Source organism: Saccharopolyspora sp. NPDC002376 (genome assembly GCF_053593195.1).
This window is the reverse complement of sequence record NZ_JBSFBZ010000003.1, coordinates 146,092-159,653: the sequence shown is the minus strand read 5'-3', so window position 1 is coordinate 159,653 and position 13,562 is coordinate 146,092. Positions and strand designations below refer to the sequence as shown.

Annotated in this window: 14 protein-coding genes; 11 read left to right on the top strand and 3 right to left on the bottom strand. The window is 70.1% G+C overall.

The window, feature by feature from the left end:
- Positions 1-129 precede the first annotated feature (129 nt).
- A complete protein-coding gene (locus ACWCO2_RS03760; protein WP_450126160.1) occupies positions 130-1,056 on the top strand; it encodes a DUF6542 domain-containing protein in 927 nt (308 codons plus the stop codon).
- 81 nt (positions 1,057-1,137) lie between these two features.
- Here ACWCO2_RS03760 and ACWCO2_RS03755 read toward each other — a convergent pair whose 3' ends face one another.
- The gene (locus ACWCO2_RS03755) at positions 1,138-2,157 is read right to left on the bottom strand and encodes a 4-hydroxy-3-methylbut-2-enyl diphosphate reductase (RefSeq protein ID WP_450126159.1); all 1,020 of its coding nucleotides are present in this window, start codon (positions 2,155-2,157) and stop codon (positions 1,138-1,140) included.
- A 188-nt stretch (positions 2,158-2,345) separates the two neighbouring features.
- Between ACWCO2_RS03755 and ACWCO2_RS03750 the strand changes: the two genes are divergently transcribed.
- The 4 genes from ACWCO2_RS03750 to ACWCO2_RS03735 all read left to right on the top strand — a co-directional run bounded on the left by ACWCO2_RS03750 (position 2,346) and on the right by ACWCO2_RS03735 (position 4,842).
- Positions 2,346-2,783, top strand: coding sequence for a lipid droplet-associated protein (locus tag ACWCO2_RS03750; RefSeq protein WP_450126158.1), 438 nt, complete (start codon positions 2,346-2,348; stop codon positions 2,781-2,783).
- A 159-nt stretch (positions 2,784-2,942) separates the two neighbouring features.
- On the top strand, positions 2,943-4,169 hold the full coding sequence (gene xseA / locus ACWCO2_RS03745; RefSeq protein ID WP_450126248.1) for an exodeoxyribonuclease VII large subunit: 1,227 nt from the start codon (positions 2,943-2,945) through the stop codon (positions 4,167-4,169).
- Between the two features lie 14 nt (positions 4,170-4,183).
- Complete coding sequence (locus ACWCO2_RS03740; protein ID WP_450126157.1) at positions 4,184-4,591, top strand: hypothetical protein; 408 nt, start codon at positions 4,184-4,186, stop codon at positions 4,589-4,591.
- Positions 4,588-4,842, top strand: a complete 255-nt coding sequence (locus tag ACWCO2_RS03735; RefSeq protein WP_270948896.1) for an exodeoxyribonuclease VII small subunit — start codon at positions 4,588-4,590, stop codon at positions 4,840-4,842. Before ACWCO2_RS03740 ends, ACWCO2_RS03735 begins: the two co-directional genes overlap by 4 nt.
- 404 nt (positions 4,843-5,246) lie before the next feature.
- Here the strand turns inward: ACWCO2_RS03735 and ACWCO2_RS03730 are convergent, their stop codons facing one another.
- Entirely contained in the window at positions 5,247-5,831 is a 585-nt protein-coding gene (locus ACWCO2_RS03730; protein ID WP_450126156.1) for a DUF4245 domain-containing protein, read from the bottom strand.
- A gap of 179 nt (positions 5,832-6,010) precedes the next feature.
- Here ACWCO2_RS03730 and glpX point away from each other — a divergent pair, with 179 nt between their 5' ends.
- Positions 6,011-7,048: a class II fructose-bisphosphatase gene (gene glpX, locus ACWCO2_RS03725; RefSeq protein ID WP_450126155.1), complete on the top strand. Its 1,038-nt coding sequence runs from the start codon at positions 6,011-6,013 to the stop codon at positions 7,046-7,048.
- A 203-nt stretch (positions 7,049-7,251) separates the two neighbouring features.
- A complete protein-coding gene (locus tag ACWCO2_RS03720) occupies positions 7,252-7,998 on the top strand; it encodes a S1 family peptidase (RefSeq protein ID WP_450126154.1) in 747 nt (248 codons plus the stop codon).
- A 111-nt stretch (positions 7,999-8,109) separates the two neighbouring features.
- Here ACWCO2_RS03720 and ACWCO2_RS03715 read toward each other — a convergent pair whose 3' ends face one another.
- Positions 8,110-9,090, bottom strand: a complete 981-nt coding sequence (locus tag ACWCO2_RS03715; RefSeq protein WP_450126153.1) for an NAD(P)/FAD-dependent oxidoreductase — start codon at positions 9,088-9,090, stop codon at positions 8,110-8,112.
- Between the two features lie 199 nt (positions 9,091-9,289).
- Here ACWCO2_RS03715 and ACWCO2_RS03710 point away from each other — a divergent pair, with 199 nt between their 5' ends.
- From ACWCO2_RS03710 to ACWCO2_RS03695, 4 genes are all read left to right on the top strand, one after another.
- Positions 9,290-10,048: a S1 family peptidase gene (locus tag ACWCO2_RS03710; protein ID WP_450126247.1), complete on the top strand. Its 759-nt coding sequence runs from the start codon at positions 9,290-9,292 to the stop codon at positions 10,046-10,048.
- A 160-nt stretch (positions 10,049-10,208) separates the two neighbouring features.
- A complete protein-coding gene (locus tag ACWCO2_RS03705; RefSeq protein ID WP_450126152.1) occupies positions 10,209-11,603 on the top strand; it encodes a class II fumarate hydratase in 1,395 nt (464 codons plus the stop codon).
- A 69-nt stretch (positions 11,604-11,672) separates the two neighbouring features.
- Positions 11,673-11,948: a hypothetical protein gene (locus tag ACWCO2_RS03700; protein ID WP_450126151.1), complete on the top strand. Its 276-nt coding sequence runs from the start codon at positions 11,673-11,675 to the stop codon at positions 11,946-11,948.
- Positions 11,949-12,052: 104 nt separating this feature from the next.
- Complete coding sequence (locus tag ACWCO2_RS03695; protein WP_450126150.1) at positions 12,053-13,561, top strand: ATP-dependent DNA ligase; 1,509 nt, start codon at positions 12,053-12,055, stop codon at positions 13,559-13,561.
- Position 13,562: the final 1 nt, after the last annotated feature.

Below are 13,562 nucleotides of genomic sequence, written 5' to 3'. Positions count from 1 at the left end.
AATCAACGGCACGAACATCGCATTCCGGTCATCGCAGCGCCAGAATCGCCGGAACCCAACGTGGGGTTATCCGCAAGTTCTGGAAGAGGGCTCTACGTCCGGCGTACTGGACCGTTAACGTTGTGACTCGTGACCGCGATCCGCGAGAGCCAGAGCTCCTCCCCCGGCAACGGCGTCCCTCCCTGGTCTGTGCGCTCTGCCTTCCGTTCGGCCGGAGTGCCGCTTTGGGTTGCCGTGCTACTGGCGGCAGTGCCCACCGCGATCGGCACCGTGCTGGACATCCTGATCTGGAGCCAACCCGGCATCCTGTTCAAGGCGTGCTTCTTCGTCGGGAGCGTGCTGGGTGTGCTGCTGGTCAAGCGGCGCAACGTCTTCGGTCCGATGGTGCAGCCGCCGCTGATCCTGGTCATCGTCATGCCACTGCTGGTGCTGATCACCGGGTCCGGCTCGGCCGCCGGATCGGGCTTCACCGGCAAGGCGCTCTCGATCGCACGCCCGTTGATCAGCAGCTTCCCGATCATGGCCGGGGCCACGATCGTCGCCCTGGGTATCGGACTCGTTCGCATGTTCGTTACGGAAAAGCCCGGCAAACGCCTCGAGGACACCGATCCCGACGCGGCCACCAAGAAGCGGCGCCCGACCAGCCCGCCCCGCAAGCCCGCTGGCGAAGAGCGCAAGCGTCGCCCCGAGGAGCGCAAGACCCGAGGTGAGGACGGACGTCCGAAACGCGGTGAGCGGCCTGAGCGTGCGGAGCGGCCCGAGCGTGGGGAGCGGCCCGAGCCTGCGGAGCGGCCCGAGCGCGCGAAGCGCGGCGAGCGCGGACGGGCGCAAGCGCCGGGACGGCCCCGCAGGGAGGAGCAGCCGCGAGGCGAAGCCGCGCCCGGGCGGCCACGCGGGGCGGAAGGCCGGCCGGCGGAGCGCGCGGAGCGGGCCGTGCCGCCGCGGCGGGGCACAGCCCCGCGGCAGGCGCCGGGACGGCCGCGGCCGGCGGAGCCGCCACAGGGCGAGCCGCCGAGGCGAGCCCGGAGTCCGCGACGGGACGAGCGGCACGGGTAGGAACTTCTGCAGACCTGAAAAAGGCACCCGGCGGATCTGCCAGGTGCCTTTTTCACGTCAGGCTCGTAACCGGATCTGGGGTCAGCGGACGCCCCGGGGCTTGTCCGGGTTGCTGTCCAGGTCCTTGCGGAGTTCCCGCGGCAGGGCGAAGGTGACCTTCTCGTTGGCCGTGGTGACCTCGTCGACCTGGTTCCAGCCGCGCTCCGCGAGGTGGTCCAGGACCTGCATGACCAGCACGTCCGGCACCGAGGCACCGCTGGTCACGCCGACCGTGGTGACGCCCTCCAGCCAGGCCTCGTCGATCTGCGACGCGAAGTCCACCAGGTGCGAGTCCGACGCACCGGCCTGCAGGGCGACCTCGACCAGGCGCTTGGAGTTCGACGAGTTCTGCGAGCCGACCACGATCACCAGGTCGCACTCCGGCGCCATCACCTTCACCGCGTGCTGGCGGTTGGAGGTGGCGTAGCAGATGTCGTCGCTCGGCGGCGCCTGCAAGTCCGGGAACCGGTCCTTGAGCTGGTCCACCCGCTCCATCGTCTCGTCCACGCTGAGCGTGGTCTGCGACAGCCACACGACCTTGTTCGGGTCGCGGACCTGCACCTTGTCGACGTCCTCGGGCTTGTCGACCAGCTGCACGCGGTCCGGGTCCTCACCGGCGGTGCCCTCGACCTCCTCGTGGCCCTCGTGCCCGATCAGCAGGATGTCGTAGTCCTCGCGGGCGAATCGGTGGACCTCCTTGTGCACCTTGGTGACCAGCGGGCAGGTCGCGTCGATGGTGCGGAGGTTGCGCTTGGCGGCCTCCTCGTGCACAGCCGGGGACACGCCGTGCGCCGAGAACACCACGAGCGCGCCCTCGGGCACCTCGTCGGTCTCGTCCACGAAGATCACGCCGCGCTCGGACAGCGTGTCCACCACGTGCCGGTTGTGCACGATCTCCTTGCGCACGTAGATCGGTGCGCCGTAGGTCTCGAGCGCTTTCTCGACGGTGACCACCGCGCGGTCGACACCTGCGCAGTACCCACGCGGCTTGGCTAGCAGAATGCGCTTGGTCGGCCCGGCGTCCTGGTCAACGAGGTCAGTGGCCTCGGGCGAGGTCGTCATGCCCCCAAGGGTACGGACCAGGCCCGCAACACTCAGAACCTGTCTTCATGTCATCTTTCGTGACGGTGCAGGTAGCGGAACCTCAGCCGGTCGGCCTGACGCAGATCAGGTCCGCCGGGCCGCGGGGCTGATCACAGTAGTGCGGTGAGGTGATGGCTTCCCGGGGGCAAGTGCGGCAGGCTGGGCACATGTCATCGTTTCCGCTGCCGGTGCGAGTCGCCGCGGGGCTGGCCGCCACCGCCGTCGAACAGGCCCGTCACCTGCCGACCACGCTGCTCGGGCTGCCGGTCACCGTGGCCAGCCAGGCACTTCAGGCGTCGATGCGGGTCCAGCAGCAGATTACCGAGCTGGCGATCAAGGGCGACGAGGCGCTTGCCGTGCTGCGCACTCCGGAGGAGCAGCCCGCTTGGGCGATCTTCGACGAGGACGAACCGGAGGCTCCGGCGGAGGAACCCTCCCTGGTCGCCGAGTACGACGAGCTGACGCTGCCCCAGCTGCGCGGCAGGCTCCGCTCGTTCAGCGAAGCGGAACTGGCCGAGCTGCTCGCCCGCGAGCAGCAGCACGAGCAGCGTCCGGAGTTCCTCCGCATGCTGAAGAACCGCTTGGATCGCCTCCGCAACGAATGACCCCGGGCTCCCGACCGAACCCTCCGGCCGAGACCGTGGTCGGCCCTGCGGATCTACAGTTTCAATTGAAACTGTGGTCCGGCCCTCAGGGATTTTACAGTTTCAATTGAAACTGTGGTTCGGAACCCACGTAGACCTGACGAGATCTGAGGAGTGCAGCTGACTTCCCCGACGAGCCCCGAGGAGCCGTGGCCGGTACGAACCGTCGCACGCAAGATCGCCGAGTGGATCAACCGCCTCGGCTCGATCTGGGTCGAAGGACAGATCACCCAGATCTCGCTGCGCCCCGGCGCCGCCACCGCGTTCCTGCAGCTGCGCGACCCGTCCGCCGACGTGTCGCTGACGCTGACCTGCTCGGCCGCCATGCTCCGCAAGATGGATCCGCCGCTGACCGACGGCAGCCGGGTCGTGGTGCACGGCAAGCCGACGTTCTTCGTCGGGCGCGGCACGCTGAGCCTGCGGGTCGACGAGATCCGCGCGGTCGGCATCGGTGAGCTGCTGGCCCGCATCGAACGGCTGCGCCAGCTGCTCAAGGCCGAGGGCCTGTTCGACCCGGCCCGGAAGCGGCCGCTGCCGTTCCTGCCGAACCGGGTCGGACTGATCACCGGCCGCGCCTCCGCCGCCGAGCACGACGTGCTGACCAACGCGGAGCTTCGCTGGCCGGCCGTGCAGTTCGAGATCCGCAACGTCGCCGTGCAGGGCTCGAGCGCGGTGCCGCAGATCCTCGAGGCGCTGCAGGAGCTCGACAAGATGCCCGAGGTCGACGTGATCGTGTTGGCCCGCGGCGGCGGCAGCGTCGAGGACCTGCTGCCGTTCTCCGACGAGGCGTTGTGCCGCGCGGTGTCGGCCTGCCGCACGCCGGTGGTCAGCGCCATCGGGCACGAACCGGACTCGCCGCTGCTGGACCACGTCGCCGACGTGCGCTGCTCGACACCGACCGGCGCGGGCAAGCGCGTGGTGCCCGACGTGGCCGAGGAGACCCAGCGCATCCACCAGCTGCGCGACCGCGCCCGCCGTGCCCTGCACGGATGGGTGGACCGCGAGCGGCGGCTGCTCGACGCGCTGCGCAGCCGTCCGGTGCTGGCCGATCCGCTCGGGCCGCTGGCGCAGCGCGCTGAGCAGGTGGGCATGTTGCGCGACCGCGCCCGGCGGGCGATGACGACCGCGCTCAACACCGAGCAGCACGCGCTGACCGCCACCCGATCGCGCTTGACGACCCTGGGCCCTGCAGCCACGCTGGCTCGTGGATACGCGATCGTGCAGCGCATCGAGGACGGCGCGGACGGCGTGCTCCGATCGGTCGACGAAGCCCCGCCGGGAACTCGATTGCGGGTGCGGGTCGTTGACGGTGCGATCCAGGCCGTCGTGCCGGATCGAGCAGGCTGAACAGGACGGAGACCGTGCACCCCGAGTTGGACCCCTCGTTCCTCCCCCTGACCGTCGGTGTCGCGCGTTCCGCGGCGACCGGTTCGCGGCAGGCAGGTGAGGTGCAGCGCCGTGCCGAGGCGGCGGACACCGCTGCGGCCGGGTGCTGGGCCGCGCTGCTCGGCGGCTGCCAGTCCGCCGAGCGCCGGGACCTGCCGTCCCAGCTGCGCGCGCTGGTCGAGGCCACTTCCGGGTACGTGGGGGCCGGGTGGTGGGAGGTGTCGGCGCACCGACGTAGGGTCGCGGAGGCGCAGTTGCGCATCAACGACGCGGTGCGCGATGGCGACGGAGCCGAGTTCGCCGAGGCGTTCGTCGGCTACGACCAGGCGATCGCCACTGCGGTGGTGTCCGTGCAGAAGAACGTGGAGAGTCCGACCCCGTGACCGCGAACGAGCAGCAGGACGAGCACTTCGACCCGGTGGCCGATTACCCGGAGATCGCCGAGCTCGGCTACGAGCAAGCCCGCGACCAGCTGGCCGATGTGGTCAAGCAGCTGGAGGCCGGCGGCCTGTCCCTCGAGGACTCTCTAGCGCTCTGGGAGCGCGGCGAAGCCCTCGCGGCGGTGTGCGAGCGCCACCTCGCGGGCGCCCGCGAGCGCGTGGAACGCGCCCTCGCCGCCGTCGAACAGGAGTAACCCTCCCCCTGCCGGGAACCGCAATTTCAGTGGAAGTTTCGGGTCATCGGCGTGTCCGCATCCGACACGCCGACCCCAGTGGACAACCCAACGCGATTTCAATGAGCCTTTTTCATCCTGTCCGGCTGGTGACCGCGAAGCACGACCGACACCGCGCGTCGCGGGTCGCAGGCGCCGCAGGCGCATAGCCCACCCTCGCAACCGGCACCGCCGCGGGTTCTCAGACGTCGCCTGGCGAGGACAGCCCGTTTGCCGTGTATTGGTCATACATAAAAACGGGATCCCGCAGCCAGGCGGCGTCTGAGGTTCCGCCACCCGCACCGCCACGCACAACGAGCCTGGAAAAACCTCATTGAAATTGGACGTCTGATTTCCAATTGAATTTGCGGAACCCCGTGGCGGGGTCAGGGCTTGGTGGGAGCCTTCAGGGCTGCTTCGGCCAGGGTTCGGAACTCGGGTTCCGCGGCGTCTCCCGCGATCAGCAGGCGGACGCCGTTGTGGTCGGTCGCCCAGGCCTGTTCCTCGCCTACGCTCTGGTAGCGGACCCACTGCTGTCCGCCGACGTCGACCGTGCCCAGCGCCTGCGGCGGCTGGAGGGTGTCGGCGGTGACCAGCTCTTCCTCGGCAGCCGTCGACTGGGAGAAGCGCAGGTAGTGCCCGTCGCCGGTCAGCCAGCCGACGCGCACGACCTCGGCGTGCGAGCGCAGCGTCAGCACGTTCACCGAGTTGGACCGCCAGTTCGCCGGCAGCTCGGGGTCGACGAGCGGGAAGTTCACCCGCTCGGACGCCCGGTCCAGCTCGGCGGGCACGTTCACGGTCGGGACCTCGACCGAGGGGCCGCCGGGGTTGAACGAGCACTGGCCCAGCAGGCCCGCCATCCCGAAGGCGATCAGGACCAGCGGGAGGATCGCGAACACCATCGCCGAAACGGTCCGGGGCGGACGCGACGGCGCTGGTTGCTGGTTGCTGGGTTCGGCCACGACCACCATGCTCTCACCAGCGGCACTCCCGCCGGTCGGGCAGGCACGACCGGAGTGGGCTGGCCCACGCGATGCCTCCGGTCAGGCCGCCGATCTGCGAAGATCGGAGCCAGCGAGCCTGAGCGCGGGCCTGGTCCCGTTGTGCTCGGGCAGTAAAACCCGAAGATTGATCACGACCGGGAGGCGCGATGAGCTCCAGCACCGAACGACACCGGGAAGCACCGGACCGCAACCTCGCCATGGAACTCGTCCGCGTGACCGAAGCGGCCGCGATGGCCGCCGGTCGCTGGGTCGGCCGCGGCGACAAGAACTCCGGTGACGGCGCGGCGGTGGACGCGATGCGCAAGCTCATCGGCACCGTGTCCATGCGGGGCGTCGTGGTGATCGGCGAGGGCGAGAAGGACGAAGCCCCGATGCTGTTCAACGGCGAAGAGGTCGGCAACGGCCAGGGCCCGGAGTGCGACGTGGCCGTCGACCCGATCGACGGGACCACGCTGCTGAGCAAGGGCATGCCGAACGCGCTGGCGGTGCTCGCGGTCTCCGAGCGCGGCACCATGTTCGACCCGTCCGCGGTGTTCTACATGGAGAAGATGGCCGTCGGCCCGGAGGCCGCCGGGTCCATCGACATCAGCGCGCCGATCGCGGAGAACGTGCGCCGGGTCGCCAAGGCAAAGCACATCGACGTCTCGGACGTGACGGTGTGCATCCTGGACCGCCCGCGCCACGAGCAGATCGTCAAGGAGGTCCGCGAGGCGGGCGCGCGCATCCAGTTCATCTCCGACGGCGACGTGGCCGGTGCGATCGCGGCGGCGCGTCCGCGCAGCGGCGTGGACATGCTGCTGGGCATCGGCGGTACCCCGGAGGGCATCATCTCCGCCTGCGCGCTGAAGTGCCTCGACGGTGAGATCCAGACCCGCCTGTGGCCGCGCGACGACGTCGAGCGCGCGAAGCTGCGCGAGGCCGGGCACGACGTGAACCAGGTGCTGACCACTTCGGACCTGGTGCGCGGCGACAACATGTTCTTCTGCGCCACCGGCATCACCGACGGCGCGCTGCTCAAGGGCGTGCACTACCGCGCGAACCGGTGCACCACGCAGTCGATCGTGATGCGGTCCAAGTCCGGCACCGTGCGCGTCATCGAGGGCCAGCACCGGCTGACCAAGCTGCGCGAGTACGCCGACGTGGACTACGGCGACGATTCCGCTCGCCACGGCTTGCTGCCCTGATCGGCGCTTCCGGGAAACTGGGAAATATCCCCGGACACCGGCGGTAGCTCGGTTCTTGACGCGGTGACCTGCTGTTTCGCAGCGGGTCACCGCTTCTTCATTTCCGACCTCATCCCTTAGTGGGTACGTCGATGGAGCGAATCCCCTTACCGTCCGTACCCAGCCGGCCAGCGGAGCCGGGACCTCGGGAGGATTCGACGGAAATGCGGAAGCGTTCGGTTCTCATCGCCGCCCTCGCGGCCGTCGGCGCGTTAGGCGCACTGGGCATGCCCGCGACTGCCCAGCCCGACGACGTCAACCCGTACATCGTCGGCGGCCACGACGCCACCGAGGAGTACTCGTTCATGGTGTCCCTGCAGCAGCAGGATTCGCACATCTGCGGTGCCTCGCTGATCAAGCCCGACTGGGCGGTGACCGCGGCGCACTGCGTGCAAGGCGGCGGCGACTTCACCGTCCGGATCGGCAGCAACGACCACACCACCGGCGGCGAGGAAGCCTCGGTCACCAACGTCCAAACGCACCCTTCCGGCGACATCGCGGTGCTGCAGCTGGACCACGCGGTGCAGGCGACCCCGATCAACATCGCCTCTGCCGCCGGTGACGCGGGCACCGCCACGCGGATCATCGGCTGGGGCCAGACCTGCGCCGAGCCCGGCTGCGGCCCGGCCCCGCAGACCCTGCAGGAGCTCGACACCCAGATCGTCGACGACAACACCTGCCAGGACATCGACGGCCAGGGCGAGATCTGCACGGACAACCCGAACGGCGACTCCGGCGCCTGCTACGGCGACTCGGGCGGCCCGCAGATCAAGGGCACCCAGGGCAACTGGGAGCTGATCGGCGCGACGAGCCGTGCCGGCAACAACGACTCGACCTGCGCCACCGGTCCGTCGATCTACACCGACGTGACCGCCTACGCGGACTGGGTCAACCAGAACACCGGCGGCTGACCAGCCCCGCTGACGGCGAACGCGCAACCGGTCCCCCACACCGGTTGCGCGTTCGCTTTTACGCGGTCAGGACTTCCAACGCCATTCGTCCGCGGTCGAACCGGCGGTTCCCTAGGTCAGGTTCGAGGAATGGCCCGGGAACAGGTGGGCTTCCGGGTTGAGCTCGACGGCGATGTTGTTCACCGCCGTGGCTGCTTCGCCGAATCCCGTTGCGATCAGCTTGACCTTGCCCGGATACGCCGCGACATCACCCGCCGCGTACACCCGCGGCCGATTGGTCCGCATCGTCGTGTCGACCAGGATCGCGCGCTTCTCGAGCTCCAGTCCCCACTTCTCGATGGGGCCCAGGTCGGCGGTGAAGCCCAGCGCGGCGACCACGGTCTGCGCGGGCAGCACTCGGCGCTCCGCCCCGTCCACCTCGATCTCAACCTCGCGGACTCCGCTGTCGTCACCGCGGATCTCCACCACCTCGGCCGGGGTGATCAGCGGGACGCCCAGGTCCTCGACCTTGCTGACCAGGCCTGAATGCGCGCGGAACCGCGACCGGCGGTGCACCAGGGCGACGCTGCGCGCCACCGGCTGCAGCGCCAGGGCCCAGTCGAACGCGGAATCCCCGCCGCCGACCACCACCACATCACGTCCACTGTGGACGGACAGCTCGGGGATGAAGTGCACGACGCCACGGCCGACCCAGTCACCACCGGCGGGCAGCGGACGCGGGCTGAACTCGCCGATCCCGGCGGTGACCAGAACCGCACCCGCGCGCACCGCTTCATCGCCGACCCCGACCAGCAGCCCACCGTCCATGTCGGACAGTTCAACGGCATGCCTGCCGAGCAGGTAGCGCGGGGCGTACTGATCGGCCTGTTCCACCAGCGCGGCGACCAGATCCCGGCCGCGCACCTCCGGGAACCCGGCCACGTCGAAGATCATCTTCTCCGGGTACATCGCGGTCACCTGACCGCCGGGTTCGGGCAGCGCGTCCACCAGGGCCACCGACATCCCGCGAAAACCCGCGTAGTAGGCGGCGAACAGCCCCGTCGGACCCGCCCCGACGATCAGCAGATCGACCTCGTGCGACACCCCGGTCATGCCCACCACCTCGTCATCGATCGCGTGGACGAAACCAGGCTAGCCCGATCCGTCCACGATGTCCGCGCCAGCGGCGAGATCCTGGGCCACTCCGCCGAAAGCGCTGCGGCAGTCGGCGGTACCCGCCCCGCTGCCCCGCCCATACGTTCACCGGAAATGGGGACCTCGTCGGGGAGGAGTTTTCGTGAAGAAGAGGTCAATGCTGCTCGCGGGCATCGCCGCGCTCGCGCTGGGTGCGGGTGTCGCGCCAGCCGCGACGGCAGCCGACGACCCGGGCGCGCTGATCGTCGGGGGCCACGACGCCACTGAGCAGTACGACTGGATGGCCTCGCTGCAGCGGGCCGGCAAGCACAGCTGCGGCGCGTCGCTGATCGACGAGCAGTGGGTGGTCACCGCCGCGCACTGCGTCCAGGACGTCACCCCTGCCGACCTCGGCCTGCGCATCGGCAGCCCGAACCACACCACCGGCGGCACCGAGGCGGGCGTCTCCGAGATCGTGGTGCACCCGGACTACGAGACCAAGAACCCCAACGGGGACATCGCGCTGCTGAAGCTGGACCAGGCGGTGCCGGAGAAGCCGATCCAGATCGCCGACGCCTCCGGTGACGTGGGCACGCCCTCGCGCATCGTCGGCTGGGGCGTGACCTGCCCGGTGCGCGGTTGCGGCCAGCCACCGGAGCAGCTGCAGGAGCTGGACACCAAGGTCGTCTCCGACAGCCAGTGCACGCTCAGCGGGGTCGACGCCGACACCGAGATCTGCACCGGCAGCTCGAAGCTGCTGGCCAACGCCTGCTTCGGCGACTCCGGTGGCCCGCAGCTGGAGGGCCAGCCGGGCGACTGGAAGCTCACCGGCGTCACCAGCCGCCTGGGCAGCCTGGTCCCGGTCTGCGGCACAGCCCCGTCCATCTACACGGACGCGACGGCCTACAAGTCCTGGATCAGCGACACCATCGGCTGATCTGCTCGCGCACGTAGGGCGTCTCTCTCCGAGAGGCGCCCTTCGTGCTGTGCGAGATGCGGCACCTTCATCGTTCCAGCTGGGCTTTTCGGCTGGTCGCAGGCGATGAGTGGGGCGGCCCACGCTGCCCCGATGGTCATCGCAGCGGGACACTCCTGTCATGGGTGAACAGGAGTACCGGATCGAACACGACACGATGGGCGAGGTGCGGGTGCCCGCCGACGCCCTGTACCGCGCGCAGACGCAGCGGGCCGTGGAGAACTTCCCGATCTCCGGGCGCAGTCTGGAACGCGCCCAGATCCGCGCGCTCGGCCTGCTCAAGGCCGCCGCCGCCCGGGTCAACGCTCGACTGGGGGTGCTCGACGCCGACGTCGCCGAGGCGATCGCCGCCGCGGCCGATGAGGTCGCCGAAGGCGCGCACGACGCGCACTTCCCGATCGACGTGTTCCAGACCGGCTCCGGCACGTCGTCGAACATGAACGCCAACGAGGTCATCGCGACCCTGGCTTCGCGCCGGCTGGGCCGCGACGTGCACCCCAACGACCACGTCAACGCCTCGCAGTCGTCCAACGACACCTTCCCGACAACGATCCACGTCGCCGCCACCGAGGCCGTGCTGACCGACGTCATCCCGGCCCTGGAGCACCTGGCGGCCACCGTCGAGGCCCGCGCCGCCGAGTGGACCGAGGTGGTCAAGTCCGGCCGCACGCACCTGATGGACGCGGTGCCGATCACGCTGGCCCAGGAGGCCGGTGCGTGGGCGTCGCAGGTCCGCTACGGCGTCGAGCGGCTGCGCAGCGGCCTGCCGCGACTGGGCGAGCTGCCGATCGGCGGCACCGCCGTGGGCTCCGGTCTCAATGCGCCGGACGGCTTCGGCGAGGCGGTGTCCGCGGAGCTGGCGGAGGTCGCCGGCCTGCCGCTGACCGAGGCGCGCGACCACTTCGAGGCGCAGGCCGCGCAGGACTCGGTGGTGGAGACCTCCGGGCACCTGCGCACCGTCGCGGTCAGCCTGACCAAGATCGCCAACGACCTGCGGTGGCTGGGTTCCGGCCCGCGCACCGGCCTGGCCGAGCTGGCGCTGCCGGACCTGCAGCCCGGTTCGTCGATCATGCCGGGCAAGGTCAACCCGGTGATCCCGGAGGCGACCCTCCAGGTCGTCGCGCAGGTGATCGGCAACGACGCGGCGGTGGCCTTCGCCGGGTTGCAGGGCAACTTCCAGCTCAACGTGATGCTGCCGGTGATCGCCCGCAACGTGCTCGAGTCGGCGCGGCTGCTGGCCGCGGTGTCGCGCCTGCTGGCCGACAAGGTCTTCGCCGACGTGCAGGTCAACGTCGAGCAGGCCCGGGCCTACGCCGAGGGCTCGCCGGCGATCGTCACGCCGCTGAACCGCTACATCGGCTACGAGGAGGCCGCGGCGGTCGCCAAGCAGGCCCTCAAGGAGCGCAAGACGATCCGCGAGGTCGTCCTGGAACGCGGCCACGTCGACTCCGGCAAGCTCACCGTCGAGCAGCTCGACGAAGCGCTCGACGTCCTCCGCATGGCCACTGGCAAGTGAGCTGACGGGTCCGTGAGCACTTCGGGTCGCTGTGGCAGCCCGAAGTGCTCACGGCCCGCAGGGCAGGTCTTGGACGTCCTCGCGCTCCAGCTCCTCGGGCACTCCACGTCGCTGCCAGCACCTCTGGCGGCCAGCAGTTCGCCGGTGCTCGGGCCGAAGGTCAGCCGGTCGTCGTCGTGCGCGGTGTGCGCGACCGTCACCCGCGTCGAGGTCTCCTCGACCGCTTCCACCCCGGCACCCGGCCAGCACCCGTTACAGCGCCGCCCGCAGGTCGGCACACCCGACGAGGGCCCTGCCCGCTGCCACCTGTTTCCGGAAGCTGCGGCCCCGAAGAGCCTTCGATGAAGAGCTGTCCGGCAACGCCACCGCCGTTCCAGTCCGTGCCGCGGAACACATCGCTGCCCGTCGGTGTCATCGCGGTTGTCGGTGGATGCGCGCACCATGAACGCATGGTGCTGCTCGCGGACGTGGTGACGACCTCGTGCGAAGTCGCCGCTACTCGCTCCCGCAAGGCGAAGACCGCCTCGATCGCCGGACTCCTCGGCCGCCTCGACGCCGAGGAGGTCCGCCCGGCGACGGCTCTGCTGACCGGTGAGCTGCCCGGCGGGCGAGCCGGCGTGGGCTGGTCAACGCTGGCCGCGCTGGACGTCGACCCGGCGCCCGAGCCGACGCTGACCATCGGCGACGTCGACTCCGCGATCGACGAAGTGCGGCTGATCAAGGGTTCGGGCTCTGGACAGCGCCGCGCCGAGGCGTTGACCGGACTGCTCGGCAAGGCGACCACTGCCGAGCAGGAGTTCCTGGTGCGGCTGTTCGGCGGAGAGCTCCGGCAGGGCGCATTGGAAGGCGTGATGATCGAGGCCATCGCCGCGGCCGCGCGCGTGCCGGCCGAAGGAGTGCGGCGCGCGTTCATGCTCTCCGGCCGGTTGCCCGCGACCGCCGAGGCAGCTTTGCTCGGCGGCGAACCGGCGCTCGGCGAGTTCCGCCTGGAGGTGGGGCGCCCGGTACGGCCGATGCTGGCTTCGCCCGCCGAGTCCCTGGACGCCGCGCTCGCCGAGCTGGGCGAAGTGACCGTCGAGTACAAATTGGACGGTGCGCGCATCCAGGTGCACCGCAGCGGCGACGAGGTGCACGTCTACACCCGCACGCTGCGCGAGATCACCCGCAGCGTCCCGGAACTCGTCGATCTGGTGCGCGGCCTGAACTGCCGATCGGTGGTGCTCGACGGCGAAACCCTCGCCCTCGACGACGGCGGCCGACCACGACCGTTCCAGGAGACGATGAGCCGCTTCGGCGCGCAGAACTCGCGAGAACTCCTGCTGCACCCGTACTTCTTCGACTGCCTGCACCTCGACGGCACCGACCTGGTCGACCTACCGCTGCGCGACCGGCTCGACGCACTCGCGAAAGTCGCTCCGCAGCAACGGATTCCCGCCACTGCGACCGCTGAAAGCGCGGCCGCGCTCTTCGAGGAGGCGCTGGCCAACGGGCACGAAGGCGTCATGGTCAAGGACCTCGACTCCGGCTACGCCGCCGGACGGCGCGGCCGCGCGTGGCGGAAGGTGAAACCCGAGCACACGCTCGACCTGATCGTGCTCGCCGCCGAATGGGGCCACGGCCGACGCCGCGGCTACCTGTCCAACCTGCACCTCGGCGCCCGCGACCCGGACGGCGGACCGCCGATCATGGTCGGCAAGACCTTCAAGGGCCTGACCGACGAGCTGCTGGCCTGGCAGACCGAGGAGTTCCAGCGCCGGGAAACCCACCACGACGACTGGACCGTGCACATCGCGCCCGAACTCGTGGTGGAGATCGAGCTAGACGGCGTGCAGACCAGCCCTCGCTACCCCGGCGGTGTCGCGCTGCGCTTCGCCCGCGTGCTGCGCTACCGCCCGGACAAGGACGCGGCGTCGGCCGACAGCATCGAGGCGGTGCGCGCCCTGCTCCCCGGCGGGTGAG

Bases quoted from the DNA above. Each gene is read 5' to 3' on its own strand.
- ACWCO2_RS03755 (WP_450126159.1), bottom strand. From the start codon at position 2,157: ATGACGACCTCGCCCGAGGCCACTGACCTCGTTGACCAGGACGCCGGG.
- ACWCO2_RS03750 (WP_450126158.1), top strand. From the start codon at position 2,346: ATGTCATCGTTTCCGCTGCCGGTGCGAGTCGCCGCGGGGCTGGCCGCC.
- ACWCO2_RS03730 (WP_450126156.1), bottom strand. From the start codon at position 5,831: ATGGTGGTCGTGGCCGAACCCAGCAACCAGCAACCAGCGCCGTCGCGT.
- glpX (WP_450126155.1), top strand. From the start codon at position 6,011: ATGAGCTCCAGCACCGAACGACACCGGGAAGCACCGGACCGCAACCTC.
- ACWCO2_RS03720 (WP_450126154.1), top strand. From the start codon at position 7,252: ATGCGGAAGCGTTCGGTTCTCATCGCCGCCCTCGCGGCCGTCGGCGCG.
- ACWCO2_RS03715 (WP_450126153.1), bottom strand. From the start codon at position 9,090: ATGACCGGGGTGTCGCACGAGGTCGATCTGCTGATCGTCGGGGCGGGT.
- ACWCO2_RS03710 (WP_450126247.1), top strand. From the start codon at position 9,290: ATGCTGCTCGCGGGCATCGCCGCGCTCGCGCTGGGTGCGGGTGTCGCG.
- ACWCO2_RS03705 (WP_450126152.1), top strand. From the start codon at position 10,209: ATGGGTGAACAGGAGTACCGGATCGAACACGACACGATGGGCGAGGTG.
- ACWCO2_RS03695 (WP_450126150.1), top strand. From the start codon at position 12,053: ATGGTGCTGCTCGCGGACGTGGTGACGACCTCGTGCGAAGTCGCCGCT.